The organism is Streptosporangium sp. NPDC050284, assembly GCF_044459525.1.
GTDB lineage: Bacteria > Actinomycetota > Actinomycetes > Streptosporangiales > Streptosporangiaceae > Streptosporangium.
Genome location: NZ_JBITIZ010000011.1, coordinates 310,081 through 326,403 on the forward strand (window position 1 = coordinate 310,081; position 16,323 = coordinate 326,403).

Annotated in this window: 15 protein-coding genes and 1 tRNA gene; 6 read left to right on the forward strand and 10 right to left on the reverse strand. The window is 68.8% G+C overall.

The window, feature by feature from the left end; all coding sequences use genetic code 11:
- Nucleotides 1-151 precede the first annotated feature (151 nt).
- Nucleotides 152-688 carry a peptidylprolyl isomerase gene (locus ACIBH4_RS26130; protein WP_362513416.1) on the forward strand — a complete coding sequence of 179 codons (537 nt, stop codon included), beginning with the start codon at nucleotides 152-154 and terminating at the stop codon, nucleotides 686-688.
- Between the two features lie 309 nt (nucleotides 689-997).
- Nucleotides 998-1,873, forward strand: a complete 876-nt coding sequence (locus tag ACIBH4_RS26135) for a rhomboid family intramembrane serine protease (RefSeq protein ID WP_362513420.1) — start codon at nucleotides 998-1,000, stop codon at nucleotides 1,871-1,873.
- Nucleotides 1,874-1,923: 50 nt separating this feature from the next.
- On the opposite strand, the gene ACIBH4_RS26140 is transcribed toward ACIBH4_RS26135, so the two are convergent.
- Nucleotides 1,924-2,169 (reverse strand): cell division protein CrgA, encoded by a 246-nt coding sequence (locus ACIBH4_RS26140; RefSeq protein ID WP_362513423.1) that lies wholly within the window; start codon nucleotides 2,167-2,169, stop codon nucleotides 1,924-1,926.
- A gap of 211 nt (nucleotides 2,170-2,380) precedes the next feature.
- Between ACIBH4_RS26140 and ACIBH4_RS26145 the strand changes: the two genes are divergently transcribed.
- The 3 genes from ACIBH4_RS26145 (at nucleotide 2,381) to ACIBH4_RS26155 (ending at nucleotide 3,915) form a co-directional block, all read left to right on the forward strand.
- Entirely contained in the window at nucleotides 2,381-3,031 is a 651-nt protein-coding gene (locus ACIBH4_RS26145) for a class E sortase (protein ID WP_362513425.1), read from the forward strand.
- A 26-nt stretch (nucleotides 3,032-3,057) separates the two neighbouring features.
- Entirely contained in the window at nucleotides 3,058-3,216 is a 159-nt protein-coding gene (locus ACIBH4_RS26150) for a hypothetical protein (RefSeq protein ID WP_362513428.1), read from the forward strand.
- A 126-nt stretch (nucleotides 3,217-3,342) separates the two neighbouring features.
- On the forward strand, nucleotides 3,343-3,915 hold the full coding sequence (locus ACIBH4_RS26155; protein ID WP_362513431.1) for a gamma-glutamyl-gamma-aminobutyrate hydrolase family protein: 573 nt from the start codon (nucleotides 3,343-3,345) through the stop codon (nucleotides 3,913-3,915).
- 230 nt (nucleotides 3,916-4,145) lie between these two features.
- Here the strand turns inward: ACIBH4_RS26155 and pknB are convergent, their stop codons facing one another.
- The 7 genes from pknB to ACIBH4_RS26190 form a co-directional block, all read right to left on the reverse strand.
- Nucleotides 4,146-6,020 carry a Stk1 family PASTA domain-containing Ser/Thr kinase gene (gene pknB / locus ACIBH4_RS26160; protein WP_362513434.1) on the reverse strand — a complete coding sequence of 625 codons (1,875 nt, stop codon included), beginning with the start codon at nucleotides 6,018-6,020 and terminating at the stop codon, nucleotides 4,146-4,148.
- A gap of 82 nt (nucleotides 6,021-6,102) precedes the next feature.
- The gene (locus ACIBH4_RS26165; RefSeq protein WP_362768685.1) at nucleotides 6,103-7,644 is read right to left on the reverse strand and encodes a protein kinase; all 1,542 of its coding nucleotides are present in this window, start codon (nucleotides 7,642-7,644) and stop codon (nucleotides 6,103-6,105) included.
- Nucleotides 7,641-9,098 (reverse strand): penicillin-binding protein 2, encoded by a 1,458-nt coding sequence (locus ACIBH4_RS26170; RefSeq protein WP_362513441.1) that lies wholly within the window; start codon nucleotides 9,096-9,098, stop codon nucleotides 7,641-7,643. Before ACIBH4_RS26170 ends, ACIBH4_RS26165 begins: the two co-directional genes overlap by 4 nt.
- A complete protein-coding gene (locus tag ACIBH4_RS26175) occupies nucleotides 9,095-10,474 on the reverse strand; it encodes an FtsW/RodA/SpoVE family cell cycle protein (protein ID WP_362513444.1) in 1,380 nt (459 codons plus the stop codon). The genes ACIBH4_RS26170 and ACIBH4_RS26175 overlap by 4 nt, the downstream gene beginning before the upstream one ends.
- Nucleotides 10,475-10,478: 4 nt before the next feature.
- Nucleotides 10,479-11,789 carry a PP2C family serine/threonine-protein phosphatase gene (locus ACIBH4_RS26180; RefSeq protein WP_362513447.1) on the reverse strand — a complete coding sequence of 437 codons (1,311 nt, stop codon included), beginning with the start codon at nucleotides 11,787-11,789 and terminating at the stop codon, nucleotides 10,479-10,481.
- Nucleotides 11,786-12,253 (reverse strand): FHA domain-containing protein, encoded by a 468-nt coding sequence (locus ACIBH4_RS26185; protein WP_350942014.1) that lies wholly within the window; start codon nucleotides 12,251-12,253, stop codon nucleotides 11,786-11,788. Before ACIBH4_RS26185 ends, ACIBH4_RS26180 begins: the two co-directional genes overlap by 4 nt.
- Nucleotides 12,254-12,270: 17 nt before the next feature.
- On the reverse strand, nucleotides 12,271-13,011 hold the full coding sequence (locus ACIBH4_RS26190) for a DUF3662 and FHA domain-containing protein (RefSeq protein WP_350942016.1): 741 nt from the start codon (nucleotides 13,009-13,011) through the stop codon (nucleotides 12,271-12,273).
- 165 nt (nucleotides 13,012-13,176) lie between these two features.
- Here ACIBH4_RS26190 and ACIBH4_RS26195 point away from each other — a divergent pair.
- Nucleotides 13,177-13,259 (forward strand) — tRNA-Leu (locus tag ACIBH4_RS26195).
- A gap of 402 nt (nucleotides 13,260-13,661) precedes the next feature.
- On the opposite strand, the gene ACIBH4_RS26200 is transcribed toward ACIBH4_RS26195, so the two are convergent.
- Nucleotides 13,662-14,696: a hemolysin family protein gene (locus ACIBH4_RS26200; RefSeq protein WP_362513453.1), complete on the reverse strand. Its 1,035-nt coding sequence runs from the start codon at nucleotides 14,694-14,696 to the stop codon at nucleotides 13,662-13,664.
- Nucleotides 14,693-16,174, reverse strand: coding sequence for a hemolysin family protein (locus ACIBH4_RS26205; protein WP_362768683.1), 1,482 nt, complete (start codon nucleotides 16,172-16,174; stop codon nucleotides 14,693-14,695). Before ACIBH4_RS26205 ends, ACIBH4_RS26200 begins: the two co-directional genes overlap by 4 nt.
- Nucleotides 16,175-16,323 lie beyond the last annotated feature (149 nt).

The following is a 16,323-nucleotide window of genomic DNA, read 5'->3' on the forward strand; positions in this document are numbered from 1 at the left end:
CGTCGCCACCCCTTCCCGCTCGAAGGCGGCTCAATCATGACGGCCCGTGGGAGGATGCTTGGGGATGCGGCCACGGCCGAAATCGTCAAAGTGCCACAAAAGCAATACGTTGCTCAGGTATTGCCTACGACCTGAAGGGGGCAGTCCGATCATGGCTGAGAAGTTGATCGCGAACCTCAACACCAACCGCGGCAGCGTGAAGGTCCAGCTCTTCCCGGATCACGCGCCCAAGACCGTGAGAAACTTCGTCGAGCTCGCCGAGGGCACCCGCGAGTGGGTGCATCCGGAGACCGGCCAGAAGTCCACCGCCAAACTGTACGACGGCACGATCTTCCACCGGGTCATCTCGGGATTCATGATCCAGGGTGGCGACCCGCTGGGCCAGGGCGTCGGCGGCCCGGGTTACAAGTTCGACGACGAGATCCACCCGGACCTCTACTTCAACCGTCCTTACCTGCTCGCCATGGCCAACGCCGGTGTCCAGTTCGGCCGCGGCACCAACGGCTCGCAGTTCTTCATCACGGTGGTGCCCACGCCGCACCTGAACGGCAAGCACACCATCTTCGGTGAGGTGATCGAGGGCCAGGACATCGTCGACGCCATCGCCAAGACCGACACCGACGCCCGTGACCGTCCCACGGAGCCCGTGGTCCTGGAGTCGGTGACCATCGAGCGCGTCCAGAGCTGATCTCATGCTCGGCGGCCTCCGTCGGAGGCCGCCGTTCGCGTTCCCGCACACCCTCGTCCGGCTCCTCCGGCCCCGTCCTCGGACTCGCCCGTCCGAGGCAGCCTCGCTTCGGTCCTCGCCGCGGTTCTTTCCACGCCGTCCTTTGGGCCCGCGCCGTTCCTCGGACCCGCTCGTCCGAGGCCGTCTCACCTCGACCTGGGCTTCGCCCGGTGTGGCCCGGTCGCCGTTCGCGGGTGCACGGGCGCTCGGGATCGTGAATAGGCTGGCAGTCTGTGGATAACAGCACGCTCGAAGGGGCCAGCCACACACATGACCACCCAGCCGTCCAACGAGCCCAACACCGTTGTCCCCACCTGCTACCGGCACCCGGAACGTGAGACCTACGTCCGCTGCCAGCGCTGTGAACGTCCCATCTGCCCCGACTGCATGCGCGACGCCTCGGTGGGTTTCCAGTGCCCCGAGTGCGTGAACGAGGGCAACAGGGGCATGCGGCAGGCGCAGGCGGTCTTCGGCGGCCGGGCGGTCACCACCCCCCGGGTCACCTGGACGCTGCTGATCGTCAACGTCCTGGCGTACGCCGTCGAGACCGTGAACACCAACTGGGTACTCGCCAACTTCACGATGAACGCCTACGAGGTCGGCTATCAGGGCGAGTGGTGGCGCCTCATCACCGGTGCGTTCCTGCACCAGCCGCTGGGTGGCTCAAGCTGGGCACTGACCCACATCCTGTTCAACATGTGGGCGCTCTACGTCATCGGCCCCGAGTTGGAACGGCGCCTCGGGTCAGCCAGGTTCCTGACGCTGTATCTTCTCTCCGCGCTCGGCGGGTCCGTCGCGATCTACCTGTTCGGCATCGCCGCGGTCGGCGCCTCGGGCGCGATCTACGGCATGTTCGGCGCGCTGTTCGTGCTCGCGAGGAGGCTCGGCTACAACGCCCAGGGCGTGCTCTGGCTGATCGGCGCGAACGCCGTGATCACCTTCGTGATCCCCGGCATCAGCTGGCAGGGGCATCTCGGTGGCCTGATCGCCGGCACCCTGGTCGCCGTGATCTTCGCCTTCGCCCCCGCCAGAAACCGCAGCGCGATCCAATGGGGAGGTTGCGCGATGATGCTGGTCGTCCTGGTCGCGATGGTGCTGGGGCTGCCACCGTTCGCCGTCCAGGCCGAGCTCGGGATCTTCGGTTGATCTCCACACCCTGATGCTTCCCCAGGGTGTGGACAATCCCTGTGGAAAAGCTAGCGCCACCGAGTGGACAGGACCACCCCGAGGATGATGAACGCGAACCCGACCAGCAGATTCCAGTTCTGGAGGTCGCCGAGAAGGGGCGCGGTGGGCGCCACATAGTAGACGGCGATCCACAGGATTCCGACGATCCAGCAGGTCACCATGACCGGCGCCAGCCAGCGCGGGCTGACCTTGATCTGCTGTGACGTCTGCGGCGGGGTGTAGACCGGCTTCTTACGAGTCTTGGGCTTGGGCACTGAGGTTCTTCTCCTGCGTCAACCCTGCGCGATCCGGATCGTGCGCAGGCCGTGTCGGTGAGCGTAGTCGCTAGTGGGTGAAGTTCCGTGTAAGGATAGTCGGCGCAGGTGGGCCGTGGCGATTCCACAGGGCACCATCCTGTGGCAAATGTTATGCCGGGCCCGTGATCCGGCTCGCCGCGGCGGCCTTTCCCTTCACTACCCTGCCCCCATGAGAGCAGCGCTGAGGGCTCTGGGCGACCTCAGCCTCACCGCGGGGCTGGTCGTCCTTCTCTTCTGCGCCTACCTGCTGTGGGGCACGGGCTCCTACACCGCCGAGCAGCAGGCGCTGCTGCGTGAGGAACTCCTGGCGGAAGCCCCGCCGGGTGGAAAGGCAGGGGATCGGCGGGACAGGGCGGCCTGGCCGGTCCGGCTGGGTGGTGCGGTGGCGATGCTGACGATCCCCAGGCTCGGCGACGACTACCGGTACGCCATCGTGGAGGGCGTCGACCAGGATCGGCTGAGGATGGGCCCTGGGCACTACCCAGGAACCGCTATGCCAGGAAAAATCGGTAATTTCGTACTTTCGGGCCATCGGACCACCTACGCCGCTCCCTTCAACCGTATCGACGAGCTCCGCAGGGGCGATCCCATCCTGGTCGACACCCGCGAGACCCGCTACACCTACCGCGTCACCGGCAAACGGGTCGTCGACCCCACCGAGATCGGCGTGATCGCCCCGGTCCCCGACCGGCCGGGCCGCGAGCCGGACAGAGCGCTGATCACCCTGTCCACCTGCCACCCGGAGTACTCGGCCGCCCAGCGCCTCATCGTCTCCGGCGAGCTGGAAGGCCGTGAGAACCACCCCGTACGGCCCGGGTGACCAAGATCGGAAGGAAGGTGGGTCTCATGTACGGCTGGATCTGGCGGATGCTTCCCGGCAACCTCGTGACCAGGGTGTTCGCCACCCTGGTGCTGGTCGGGCTGGTCGCGGCCGTACTCTGGTATGTCGTGTTTCCCTGGATCGAACCTCGCATCTCCCTCGACCTGACCACCGTGGGCCGATGAACCGCGCCCTACCGACCGGCGTGGGCCGACGAACCGTGTCCCTCCTGTGCGCCGTGGCCCTATGAACGGGACGCTCCTGACCGCCCAGGGCCCGATGAACCGCGTCGCCTCGACCGTCGTGGGCCGATGAGCCGGGTCCTCGTCGTCGACAACCACGACAGCTTCGTCCACACCATCGTTCAGTATCTCCGCGAACTCGGTGCCACCTGCGACGTGCGCCCGCGCGACCGGGTCGCGGTCGAGGACACCCGTGGCTTCGACGGGGTCCTGATCAGCCCCGGCCCCGGCACCCCCGAGGACGCCGGGGTGAGCGTCCCGCTCGTCGGCTACTGCGAGGCCCACGGCATCCCGCTCCTCGGAGTCTGCCTGGGACATCAGGCCATCGCCGTCGCCCACGGGGCGACCGTGGCGCGGGCCCCCGAACTGGTGCACGGCCGCACCAGCGCGATCGAGCACGACGGGCAGGGCGTCTTCGCCGGCCTGCCGTCCCCGGTGACCATGACGCGCTACCACTCGCTGGCGGTCCTGCCAGGGACGCTTCCCGAGGTCCTCAAGGTCACCGCGACCACCGAGGACGGTGTGATCATGGGCTTGCGCCACCGTACCGCCCCCGTCGAGGGCGTGCAGTTCCACCCCGAATCGGTGATCTCGGAACACGGTCGTCAACTGCTCGGAAACTGGCTGGAAAGATTGTTGTAACGCGGAACCCATCCTGGACGATTGACCAGTGAGAGTCCTTCCGCCATCGCCCCCGAGTGGCGGAAGGGCTCTTCCCCGTTTCAGGGCTCACCTGTGTTCCGGACCTCCCCGCCTTCAGGGCCTTTCCCGTTCGGATGCTTCCCAGCGGGAGCCGAGTCGGAGGACGGGAAACGACGAAGGCCCCCGCGGTCGCGAGGGCCTTCATCGGATGATCCGGTCAGGTGCTCAGATCAGAACTCGTCACCGGGCGCCTCGTCGAAGATCGTGCCCTCATCGGGATCCGTGGGCGTCTCATCCGGCTGGTCGTCGGGAACGGTCGGCTGCTCGTCGGGGTAGGTCGGCTGCTCGGTCGGCTGGGGCGGCGCCCCGCTCGACACGATCAGCGTGATGGTCGTCCCCGGCTGATACTTGCTGCCCGCCTCGGGAGACTGGCTCAGCACGGTGCCCTTGGGCAGGTCGCTCGGCTGCTCGGAGATCTTCGCCTTGAAGCCCGCCTCCTTGAGCGCCCTCGTGGCGTCCTCAACCGTGAGGTTCACCACGGACGGGACCTCCATCGCCTCCTTCGGGACGTAGATCCGGACGGTGCTGTTCTTGTTGGCCTTCTTGCCCGCCTCGGGCACGGTCTCGAAGACGATTCCCTGCTTGCGGCTGGATGCCTTGGTCTGCACGCTGACCTTGAAGCCGGCATCCTCAAGGACCTGCTTGGCCTCCTCCGTGGTCATGTTGAGCACGGAGGGCACCTCGACCTTCTCGACGCCCCTGGAGACCTTGAGCGTCACCTCGGTGCCCTTCTCGACCTCGGTGTCGGCCGCGGGATCGGTCTCGATCACCGACCCCTTCGGGATCTCCTCGTCGTACTCCTGGACCGTCTTCACCTTCAGTTCGAGCTCGGCCAGCTTCTTGGTCGCCGCCTCCTCGGTCTGCGAGACCAACTGCGGGATCGTCACCTTGGTCGAGACGGTGGGATCGCCGGGCGAGCTGAGGAACATGACGCCGACGCCGATGAAGGCACCGATGATCAGCAGCGGGATGAGGATCCACGCCGCGGTCTTGACCGCGGTGTTCCCGCCGCTCTGCTGCCGGCGTCGGCCGCCCCCGCCTCCGCCGGTGCGCCCGCCGCCGCCCTCCTCGCCGTACTCGTAAGGGGGGACGGCGGTGGTGCGCTGGGTGGCGGGGCCGCCGGGGCCGGGCGGCTGCATCATCGTCCGGGTGGCCGAGCCGTACTCGTTGTTGGCGCTCAGGGCCATCGTCTGGGCGTCCGTCGGGATGCCGGACATCGCCCGCTGGATGTCGGCCCGCATGTCCCCTGCGCTCTGGTAGCGGTGCGCAGGGTCCTTCGCCATCGCCTTGAGCACGATGGCGTCGGCCCACGGCGGGATGTCGGGGTCGATCTGCGACGGCGGGATCGGGTCCTCGCGCACGTGCTGGTAGGCGATCGCGACCGGGGAGTCACCGGTGAACGGCGGCTGCCCGGTCAGCAGCTCGTACAGCACGCAGCCGGTGGAGTAGAGGTCGCTGCGGGCGTCGACCCGCTCGCCCCTCGCCTGCTCCGGCGAGAGGTACTGGGCGGTCCCGATCACCTGGGCGGTCTGCGTCATGGTCGCGGCCGAGTCGGCCATCGCGCGGGCGATGCCGAAGTCCATCACCTTCACGTCGCCGTTGCGAGTGATCATGATGTTCGCGGGCTTGATGTCACGGTGGACGATGCCGCCGCGGTGGCTGTAGTCCAGCGCCCGCAGGATCCCGTCGACCAGCTCGGCGGCGCGCTCGGGCATCAGCCGCCGGTCGGCTCGCAGCAGGTCGCGCAGCGTGCGGCCGTCGACGTACTCCATCACGATGTAGGGCACCGGCGCGCCCTCGGAGACGTCCTCGCCGGTGTCGTAGACCGCGACGATGGACGGGTGGTTCAGTGACGCGGCCGACTGCGCCTCCCGGCGGAAGCGCGCCTGGAAGATGTGATCCCTGGCCAGGTCCGCGCGGAGGGTCTTGATGGCGACGATCCGATCCAGCCGGATGTCTCGGGCGCGATAGACCTCGGCCATGCCGCCACGCCCGACGACGCCGTCAAGCTCGTAGCGATCGCCGAGGCGTCGGGGCTGAGTCATTTCCTGCACTGTCCCTTACCGTTCATCTTGGGTGCCGGTGAGCTCTTGGGCCACCGGTGTCCATCATCGACCCGTTGCCGCATCACGTCTCCTCGTTCGGTGGCTCTGTGTCACCGGGTTCAGGAGTCGGGCTCGGTGTGGGGCTCGGTGTCACCGTCGGGCTGGGTGTCGGGCTGGGCGTCGGGCTGGGGCTGGGCGGTGGCGACGTACTCGGCCTTACGGTGGGCGTGGCCGATGTGCTTACCGTAGCCGACGGCGTGACAGAAGGGCGGGCCGAGTTCGTCGGCGAGAGCGGCGGTCTGCTCGTCGGAGACCTGGTTTCCGACGGTCTGGCCGTCGGCGACCTGGTGGCCGGGCTCGACCGTACGACCGGCTCTCCCGGCTCGCTGTCACCGGGCTGGTTCGTCAGTTCGTGGACCGCGAGGGCTCCCAGCCCGACCGCGGCGGCGCACCCCGCGACCGCGGCGGCGATCACCGTCTTCCTGCGCAGGCCGCGGCGCCCGCGCACCGGAGCGGTGCCCGCCCCGGACACCCCGTTCGCGCCCGCGCCGGTCCCGGACCCGTGACCGGACCCGGGACCGGGACCCCCGCCCTGACCGGCCCCGAAACCCGCACCCGCTCCCGCTCCGGCACCCGCTCCCGCTCCCGCTCCGGCACCCGCTCCCGCTCCGGCACCCGAACCCGTCCCAGGGCCGGACTCGGGCCGGGGAGGGACGGCGAGGGCGGAGGTGACCTCCTGAGGCCACTCGCTCGCGGGCTCCGCGCGCCAGCCCACCGGGTCGGTGAGCATGCCGAGACCGGTGGAACCGGTGGAGGTCAGCGCGTCGAGCAGCATGTCCGCCCGCTCCGACAGCTCCCTGGCACCGGCCGGGCGCCGCAGCGGGTCCTTGGCCAGGCACGCCATGACCAGTTCGCGAACCGCGGGAGGGACGCTCGACGGCAGGGGCGGCGGCGGCTCGCCGATGTGCATGAGGGCGATCGCCACCTGCGTGTCGGCGCGGAACGGCGGCCGGCCGGCCAGGCACTCGTAGGCGACCACCCCGAGCGAGTAGATGTCGGTGGCGGCCGTGAGCGGCTCGCCCGACGCCTGCTCGGGGCTGACGTACTGCGCGGTGCCCATCAGGATGCCCGTCTGGGTGACCGGCACTGCCTCCATGGCTCGCGCGATGCCGAAGTCTGTGATCTTTATCACGCCCGCCTCGGTCACCAGAAGGTTCCCGGGCTTGATGTCCCTGTGGATGATCCCCGCGCGGTGCGCGGCGTGCAGGCCCATCGCGGTCTGGCGGACCACGTCGAGGGTGATCTCGGGGCTCAGCGCGCCGTCGCGTGCCAGGATGCCGGCGAGAGACTGTCCCGGCACCAGCTCCATCACCAGGTAGGCGACGCCCTCACCCTCGCCGTAGTCGAAGACCTGCGCGATGCCGGGATCGGACAGCCCGGCCGCGATGCGCGCCTCGGAGCGGAACCGCAGGCGGAAGGCCGGATCCTCCGCCACGTGCGGACGCAGCAGCTTCACGGCGACCTCGCGGCCGAGGAGCTCGTCCTTGGCCCGCCACACCTCACCCATGCCGCCCGACGCGATCCGCCCCAGCGGGCGGTATCGGCCCCCGAGCAACGCGGTCATCTACCCAGCACCGCTTCCATCACGCTCTTGGCGATCGGGGCGGCGGTCTGACCACCGGAGGCGTCGCTGCCGGCGCTCCCGGACTCGACGATCAGTGCGACGGCGACCTTGGGGTCCTCGGCGGGGGCGAAGGAGATGAACCACGCGTGCGGGTCACGGCCCCTCGCGGTCTCGGCGGTGCCGGTCTTGCCGCCGACCGTCACCCCTGGGATCTGCGCCGCGCTCGCCGTGCCCTTGTTGACGACGTTGACCATCATCTCCTGGAGCTTGCGCGCGCTGTCCTCGCTCATCGCGGTGTCCAGTTCGTCGGGGTCGGCGCTCTCGATCTCGCCGCCCTCGGCGTCCGCGATCTTGTCCACCAGGTACGGCTTCATGACCACGCCGTTGTTGGCGATGCCGGCGGCGACCATGGCCATCTGCAGCGGGGTCATCTGGTTGCTGCGCTGGCCGATCGAGGCCTGGGCGAGGGCCGCCTGGTCCTCCTCGGGGCCGATCCCGCTGCCCGCGACCGGCAGCGGGATCTCGATCGGGTCGCCGCCGATGCCGAACTTGAGCGCCTGCTCGCGCAGCGCGTCGTAGCCGAGGTCCATCGCGATCTTGCCGAACGGGGTGTTGCAGGACTTCTCCAGCGCGAACGACAGCGTCACCCGCCCGGCCCCGCACGCCGCACCGCCGTAGTTGGGCAGGTCGGCGGTGGTGCCGGGCAGATCGAGCCGCTGCGGGGCGTCGACCTGGGTCTCCGGGCCCACCGTGTCGTCGCTCTCCAGGTATGCGGCGGTGGTGACCACCTTGAAGGTCGAGCCCGGCGGATAGGTGCGCTCGATGGCCCGGTTGAGCAGCGGCTGGTCGTCGTCGTCGCTCAGCTTGTTGTAGGCCTTGTTGACCTCGGCCTTGCTGGGCTTGGACAGGGGGTTGGGGTCGTAGGTGGGGATCGAGACCATCGCGAGGATCGCCCCGGTCTTCGGCTCGATCGCGACCAGCGCGCCCTTCTTGCCGCTCTCGCCCAGCGCCTTGTACGCGGCCTCCTGCGCCCTGGGGTTGATCGTCAGGTCGACGTTGGCGCCCTTGGTCTGCTTGGCGGTGAACAGGTCGATACTGCGCCGGATCAGCAGGTCGGCGCTGCTCCCGTCGAGCAGGCTGTTCTCTGCCCGCTCCATGTCGCGCTCGCTTTCCGGCGCGAAGAAGCCGGTGATGGGCGCGTAGACCTTGCCCTCGGGATAGCGCCGCTGGAAGCGGAACTCGGAGTCGCCGGTGTCGATCGATTCGGCGAGGATCTTGTCGCCGGCGGTGATGCGACCGCGCTCGACCTCGTACCGTGCGAAGAAGTTTCGCGTGTTGCGCGAGTCGTCGCGCAAATCCTCCGCCCGTACGGCCTGCAGGTAGTTCACGTTGATCATGAGCAGGCCGAACATGAGCAGGCAGGCAAAGGCGGCGCGCTTGAGGGGACCGTTCATCGCTGGAACACCTGCGTCATTCCTTCGTCCTGGATGGCCTGGGGCGGAGGCTTCCTCGCCGTATCCGACATGCGTACCAGCAGCGCGATAAGGATCCAGTTAGCCAGCAGTGCCGATCCGCCCTGGGACATGAACGGGGTGACCAGGCCGGTCAGCGGGATCAGGTTGGTCACGCCGCCCACGATGATGAAGACCTGCCAGGCGAGGATGAACGACAGGCCGCCCGCCAGCAGCTTGGAGAACGGCTCACGGGCCGCGATCGAGGTGCGCAGGCCGCGCTCGACCAGCAGGGCGTAGACCATCAGCAGGGCCATCAGCCCGGTGAGGCCGAGCTCCTCGCCGGCGGCGGTGAAGATGAAGTCGGAGAAGGCGAGCGGGATGAGGTTGGGATGCCCCTGGCCGAGCCCGGTGCCGAGCACACCGCCCTGCCCCATCGCGAACAGTCCCTGCATGAGCTGGAAGCTGCCGCCGAGCTCGCGGTCGTACAGCGCAGGATTCTCCGGGTCGAGGAAGACCTCGAAGCGGGCCGCGACATGGTCGAAGATGAGCCCCGCCAGGACCGCGCCGCCGACGAAGAGCAGGATGCCGATGAGCACCCACGAGGTGCGCTGGGTGGCGATGTAGAGCATCGCGATGAACGTGCCGAAGATCAGCAGCGAGGAACCGAGGTCCTTCTGCAGGATCAGCACGCCCAGGCTGAGGCCCCAGGTGATGAGGACCGGTCCCAGGTCGCGGGCCCGGGGCAGGTCGATGAAGAGCAGTCGCCGCCCGGCCAGGGCGAGCACGTCGCGCTTGGCGACCAGGTAGCCGGCAAAGAAGATGACCAGGGCGAGCTTGGTGAACTCCGCGGGCTGGAGGGTGAAGCCGGCGATCTTGATCCAGATGGTCGCGCCGTTCTCCGAATGGCCGATGAGAGGCAGCAGCGGAGCGATCAGCAGGACCAGGCCGACGGCGCCCATGGTGTAGGTCAGACGCTGCAGCGCGCGGTGGTCGCGCAGCACGATCAGCGTCAGGGAGAACATGACGACCCCGACGGCGGTCCACAGCAGCTGGGTGGTGGCCGAGGCCCCCGGCATGCCGGACGCCTCAAGGCGGTAGATGACCACCAGCCCGATGCCGTTGACCAGCGTCACCAGCGGCAAAATCAGTGGATCTGCCCAGGGGGCGAACTTCGCCAGGACCAGGTAGGCGGCGAGCATGAGGCCACCCAGGCCGAGGCCGTAGGTGAGCATTCCCGATGGGATCTGATTGTCGAGGGCCAACCCCACGTTGGCGTACGCCAGCATCACGATGGCGACCGCGAATGCGAGCATCGCCAACTGGGCCACCCGCCGTTTGGCGGGAAGCGGGACCGGCTCGGCGCTAGGGGTGCTCATGTGTCTACTGTGACCTTGTGGGTTCGGGAGCCCTGGCGGGCGCGGAGGACGCGGAGGCGCTCGGGGACGCGGTCGGCTCTTCCTTCCGGTCGGCTTTGGCCGCGGACGACTTCAGCTCTTCGATCTTCTTCAGGCCCGCTTCGACGGTGGGAACGGGGATGCCGTCGCGGACCTGACCCTGCTGGAACGCTCCGAGGGAGGTGATCGATTCCGCGGTGCTCTGGGCCACGTCGAAGAGCTCGAAGGGGCCGAGGTTGGTCTTCACGCCCTGGAAGACCACGATCTCGTTGCCCTTGGCACCCACGAAGTACTGGTCTTCCAGCCACTGGCCGCCGAAATACCAGCCCAGGCCGCCTCCGATGACGACGACGCCGCCCGCCACGGCCAGGAGAGGCCACAGCCGGCGGCGTTTGGCCGGTCGGGCCGCGGCCCTGATGATCGGCTCGTCGATGTCGTCGTCGTCGGAGATGACGGGCTGCGGCATGGTGACCGCGCTGGCGCGACCCGCGGGGGTGTCCGGCAGCTCCGACCGCGGCATGCTGGAACCCGCGGCGCCGACCACGGCCGCGTCGGTGCGCGGTACGTGGCTCTCGTCCACCTCCAGCACGTCGGCGAGGACGCAGGTGATGTTGTCGGGACCGCCGCCACGGTTGGCCAGGTCGATGAGGGTGCGGACCACCCCCTCCGGGTCTTCGATCGTGGAGAGCGTGTGGTGCAGTGTCTCGGCGCTCACCACCCCGGACAGGCCGTCGGAGCAGAGCAGGTAGCGGTCGCCGACCTGGGCCTCGCGCAGGGACAGGTCGGGGTCGACCTCACCGCTGCCGTCGAGCGCCCGCAGCAGGATCGACCGCTGTGGATGGGTGGCGGCCTCGTCCTGGGTGATGCGGCCGTCGTCCACCAGTGACTGCACGAGGGTGTGGTCGTGCGTGATCTGGTAGAGCTCTCCGGCGCGCAGCAGGTAGGCCCGTGAGTCGCCGACGTGGACCAGGGCGACCCTCGTCCCCGACCAGAGCATGGCGGTGAGGGTGGTGCCCATGCCCTTGAGGCTGGGATCGCGGCCCACCATCTCGTGCAGCTTGCGGTTGGCGTCGCGTACCGCGGCCTCGATGGCGCTGAGCAGGTCACCCCCTTGGGCGTCCACGTCGAGCGAGGACATCGCGGCGATGGCGACCGAGCTGGCCACCTCGCCGTGTGCGTGGCCGCCCATGCCGTCCGCGACGGCGAGCAGGCGGCCGCTGGCGTAGGCGGAGTCCTCGTTGCCTTCGCGGAGGAGGCCGACGTCGGAGCGGGCGGCGTAACGGAGTGCGATGGTCATTTGCGCAATTCGATGACGGTCTTACCGATGCGGATCGGAACACCGAGCGGCACCGGAGTCGGACGGGTGACTTTGGAGCGGTCGAGATACGTGCCGTTGGTCGAGCCGAGATCTTCCACGATCCACTGACCGTCCTGGGGAAAGAGCCGGGCGTGCCGGCTGGAGGCGTAGTCGTCGCTGACTACCAGCGTCGCGTCGTTCGCCCGGCCGATGGTGATGGGCGTCTCCGAGAGGGTAATGGTGGTGCCTTGGAGGGGGCCACCGGTAACGATCATCTCCCGTGGCTCCCCCTTTCTGGATTTGGCCGCGGGCTTCACCGGCTTGGGGGCCTTGCGCGCGGGGACGGCGGCGGCCGTGCGTGATCCGAACAAGTCTGTCCGGATCACACCGACCGCGGCAATCACGAAGAACCACAGCACCGCGAGGAAGGCGAGCCGGATCAGCAGCAGCGTGAGCTCGGACATGGACCGTCTGTTTACCTTTAATCGCGCCGGAAAACCAGGGTCGTTCGCCCCAGCGTCACACGAGTGCCGTTCTGGAGCTCGACCCGGCGAACCGGCTGGCCGTTGACGAAGGTGCCGTTCGTGGAGCCGAGGTCGACGAGCGCGACCAAGGGACCCTCCACTCGCAGCTCGGCGTGGTGCCGGGACACACCCGGGTCGACCAGCCGTAGATCGCAGTCGGTGCCCCTGCCGAGCAGGGTCACCGGTGTTGTCAGATCGAAGGACCGCTGGCCCTGCGGGTCGTCCTGGGTGGAGACCAGCAGGCGGGGGCGGCCCCCGAAGGCGTGAGACCGCGCGGGGGGCACGTCGCTCACCGGGGTGCGGATCTCGTCCTGCTCGACCGTCGCGCCGCGGATCACGCCCGAGCGGATGCGGAACAGGCCGACCGCGAGGTCGTCGGCCGTCTCGAAGCGGACCCTGACCGGTCCCACGAAGGAGTAGCCCTGTTCCTTGGCGTACTCCCTGGCGAGGTTGGCCAGCTCGTGGCTGATGCTGTCGGAGTAGACCTCCAACCGCTCGCTGTCGGTCGTGGACAGTTCGACCACGAAGTCGTTGGGCACGAGAGTGCGGCCCTGGGCGACGATCGCCGCCCGCTCGTCCATTTCCCGTTGGACCGCACTGGCGACCTCTACCGGCTGAAGGTCAGATTTGAACGCCCGCGCAAAGGCCCCCTCGACCAAGCCTTCGAGCCTCCGCTCGAAACGCTGAAGGACTCCCATCGGGTACCTCCCCTCCTCCGTCTATCTGGTCGCGGCCGCTTGGGGGCTCGTTGGCTCGTTCCTCGCTCTCTCGCACCCAGCTGCCCGCTTCCGCATCTAGGAGGATCGTATCCGGGTTCATGGGTACCGGCCGATTCGTGCTAATGTTTCGACCGCACCCAACAAGGGCGGGTGGCGGAACGGCAGACGCGCACGGTTCAGGTCCGTGTGTCCGAAAGGACGTGAGGGTTCAAATCCCTCCTCGCCCACAAGATCACCACCCCGGTCATGCGAGCATCGCGACCGGGGTTTTGTCGCTTTCCGGGAAACCGCGTATTCATCTGAGCCGTCCGTAAGGTCTCGTGCCGGACCGAGTGGATCATCGATCAAGATAGTCGCTCGCTCCGTTATAGAGAAGTCTCAGGGGTTACGCATGGGTCTTGTGGTTTTTGGCCCACTACGGCATGCCTCACCCTTCTACCCTGCCGTGCTTGCTGATCACTTTCGGATGACTTGCAGGGGTTCGTCGGGTGCTCGGATTACGCTGACAGAGAACATGGGCCGGGGAAAGAATCTTTCCCCGGCCCATGCCGTCTCCCGCCGATCCCGAGACCGGTCCTGTCGGCTCCCGTCGGTCCCCGCCGGTCGGCGGGCCGCGAGTCAGGGGGCCGCTAGCGGGCCGCGAGCACCCGCACGTCCAGGACCTCGCCGAGCAGGTCCGTGAGGCTCACCATGCCGACCACCTCGCCGCCGTTCTCCGTGACCAGGCCCAGGTGCGCGTGGGCGTCCTGGAGCGTGGAGACCGCGTCGGGGATCGTGGTGGCCTTGTCCAGGCGCGGCACCGGGCGGGCGAGCTCGGCGGGGCTCGCCTCCGGCCGGACGAGGATGTCCCTGACGTGCACCACGCCCAGGACGTCGCCCGGCCTGCCGGAGGTGACCAGCATGCGCAGGTGCCCGTCGCGTGCGGCGACCTGGCGCATCTGCTCGCTCGTCGCGTCGGTGGGCACCGAGGTGGTCTTCTCCAGCGGCAGCATCAGTCGCTCCACCGGCTGCTGGTGAACCCGCAGGGCCCGGGTGAGCAGGTCGTGCTCGTCGCGGTCGAGCAGGCCCATCCGGCCCGACTCGCCGACCAGCATCGCCAGCTGGACCGGGGTCCTGGTGGTGGCCAGCTCGTCCTTGGGATCCACCCCGAACAGCCTCAGGATCCCGTTCGTCAGGCCGTTGAGCGCGGCGAGCACCGGCCTCATGAGCCAGGTGAAGCCGCGGAACGGCAGGGCCAGCCCCATCGCCGCGGTCTCCGGGTGGGTGAGCGCCCACGACTTGGGGGCCATCTCGCCGATCACCATGTGCAGGAAGGTGACGAACGCCAGCGCGATCACGAGCGAGACGGCGACCCGCAGCGACTCTGGCAGGCCGACCGCGCCGAAGACCGGCTCCAGCAGGTGCTCGATGGCCGGCTCCGTCACCATGCCGAGGCCGAGCGAGCACAGCGTGATGCCCAGCTGGGCTCCGGCCAGCATCAGGGAGAGCTCCCTGCTGCCGCGCACGGCGGCGCGGGCGGCGAGCCGGGTGAACCGGCCGCCCTTGCCAGCCATCTCCTCCAGGCGGTGCCTGCGGGCCGAGATCACCGCGAACTCGGCGGCGACGAAGAAGGCGTTGCCGATCAGCAGGGCCACACCGAGCAGAAGGGCGGAGACGGTGCTCATCGCCGCCTCACCCCGCTCCGCTCGATCATGGGCGGCTCGGGGCCACGCTGGATCATCCGCGGCGCGTTCATCTCCGGCTCTTCCTCATCCCCGGTCTTCCCGGGTCTCGTCTCCGTGCCCTGGTCGCCATCGGTCTCCCGCGACGTGTTGAGCGACAGCCGAACCCACTCGGGGACCCTGCGGTGCACGGAGAGCACCGTGAGCACCGCCTCCTCCTCGTCGACGTCGTCGCTCTCCAGGGGATCGTGCCGCGGCGTCAGCGTGACGGTCGCCTCGTCACCGGGCTCGGTCATCCGGCCGAGGGTGGCGAGCACCAGGCCCGCGACGGTGTCGTAGTCGTCGCTCTCGGGGAGCTGCAGCCCGATGGCCCGCTCGATCTCGTCCAGCCGGAGCGTGCCCGGCAGGTCCCACGTGCCCTCCTCGCCCACGACGACCCCCGCGGGCTCCGGGTCGTTCTCGTCGATGAGCTCGCCGAAGAGCTCCTCGGCGAGGTCCTCGATGGTCACCACGCCGGCCAGGCCGCCGTACTCGTCGATGACGCACGCCAGGTCGTCGCGGGCGGTGCGCATGCGCTCCAGGACGAGAGGCAGCGGTGACGAGGTGGGCACCAGGAGCGCGGGACGGGTGATCTCCTCCAGCTTGCCGTCGGTCAGCCCCGACTTGAGCAGCTCGCGTACGCCGGTGACGCCGACCACGTCGTCGCCGTTCTGGTTGCAGAGCACCGGGTAGCGGGAGTGACCATGCCTGCGGACGGCGTCGACCAGGTCGGAGATCGGCCGGTCGTCCCTGAGCAGCACGAGGCGGGGGCGCGGCACCATCACGTCCTCCGCGGTGCGGTCACCGAACTCCAAAGCCCGCTCCAGCAGCTCCGACAGCCTCGGCGGCAGGTCACCCGCCGTGGCGGACTCGGAGATGATCCGCGACAGCTCCTCGGGGCTCGCGCCGTGCTCGATCTCCTCCACCGGCTCCACGCCGACCCGGCGCAGCAGGCCGGTGGCGGCGGAGTCGAACAGCCGGACGACCGGTCCGGCGATCCGCAGGTAGATCAACGTCGAGCGGGCGAGGAACTTCGCCACGGGCTCGGGACGGGCGATGCCCAGGTTCTTGGGGGCCAGCTCGCCGAAGACCATCTGGATCACGGTGGCGATCGTGACGGCGAGCGCCACGGCGATGCCGGGCACGGCCCCCGACGGTACTCCCGCGTCCTCCAGCCAGGGACGGATGACCGTGGCGATGGCGGGTTCGGAGAGGAAGCCGACGAGCAGGGCGGTCACGGTGATGCCGAGCTGCGCGCCCGACAGCATGAACGACAGCCGTTTCGTCACCTCCAGCGCCCGTGCCGCGGCCGCGTCGCCGGAGTCGGCCTGCTCACGCAGCACACCCCGGTCCGCCGCGACGAAGGCGAACTCCTGGGCGACGAAGTAACCGGTGGCGAAGGTGAGGAGGAGGATGGCCAGAAGGCCCAAAGCCGTGTTCACCGGGCGGCTCTCCCGGTTGGTTCAGTGGTGCCCGTGCGTTCGCACGGGCAGATATTCCACGAGTCCGGAGTGGACACGATCATCCTTTCGAGCAGAGGTGGTCCTCTACCGTAACGATCCGGGTGGGGGTCAATGTTTCCGGATCGGCC

What these genes read in the sequence shown, in the direction of transcription:
- ACIBH4_RS26130 (WP_362513416.1), top strand. Translation starts at nt 152, where the DNA reads ATGGCTGAGAAGTTGATCGCGAACCTCAACACCAACCGCGGCAGCGTG.
- ACIBH4_RS26135 (WP_362513420.1), top strand. Translation starts at nt 998, where the DNA reads ATGACCACCCAGCCGTCCAACGAGCCCAACACCGTTGTCCCCACCTGC.
- ACIBH4_RS26145 (WP_362513425.1), top strand. Translation starts at nt 2,381, where the DNA reads ATGAGAGCAGCGCTGAGGGCTCTGGGCGACCTCAGCCTCACCGCGGGG.
- ACIBH4_RS26150 (WP_362513428.1), top strand. Translation starts at nt 3,058, where the DNA reads ATGTACGGCTGGATCTGGCGGATGCTTCCCGGCAACCTCGTGACCAGG.
- ACIBH4_RS26155 (WP_362513431.1), top strand. Translation starts at nt 3,343, where the DNA reads ATGAGCCGGGTCCTCGTCGTCGACAACCACGACAGCTTCGTCCACACC.
- pknB (WP_362513434.1), bottom strand. Translation starts at nt 6,020, where the DNA reads ATGACTCAGCCCCGACGCCTCGGCGATCGCTACGAGCTTGACGGCGTC.
- ACIBH4_RS26165 (WP_362768685.1), bottom strand. Translation starts at nt 7,644, where the DNA reads ATGACCGCGTTGCTCGGGGGCCGATACCGCCCGCTGGGGCGGATCGCG.
- ACIBH4_RS26170 (WP_362513441.1), bottom strand. Translation starts at nt 9,098, where the DNA reads ATGAACGGTCCCCTCAAGCGCGCCGCCTTTGCCTGCCTGCTCATGTTC.
- ACIBH4_RS26175 (WP_362513444.1), bottom strand. Translation starts at nt 10,474, where the DNA reads ATGAGCACCCCTAGCGCCGAGCCGGTCCCGCTTCCCGCCAAACGGCGG.
- ACIBH4_RS26180 (WP_362513447.1), bottom strand. Translation starts at nt 11,789, where the DNA reads ATGACCATCGCACTCCGTTACGCCGCCCGCTCCGACGTCGGCCTCCTC.
- ACIBH4_RS26185 (WP_350942014.1), bottom strand. Translation starts at nt 12,253, where the DNA reads ATGTCCGAGCTCACGCTGCTGCTGATCCGGCTCGCCTTCCTCGCGGTG.
- ACIBH4_RS26190 (WP_350942016.1), bottom strand. Translation starts at nt 13,011, where the DNA reads ATGGGAGTCCTTCAGCGTTTCGAGCGGAGGCTCGAAGGCTTGGTCGAG.
- ACIBH4_RS26200 (WP_362513453.1), bottom strand. Translation starts at nt 14,696, where the DNA reads ATGAGCACCGTCTCCGCCCTTCTGCTCGGTGTGGCCCTGCTGATCGGC.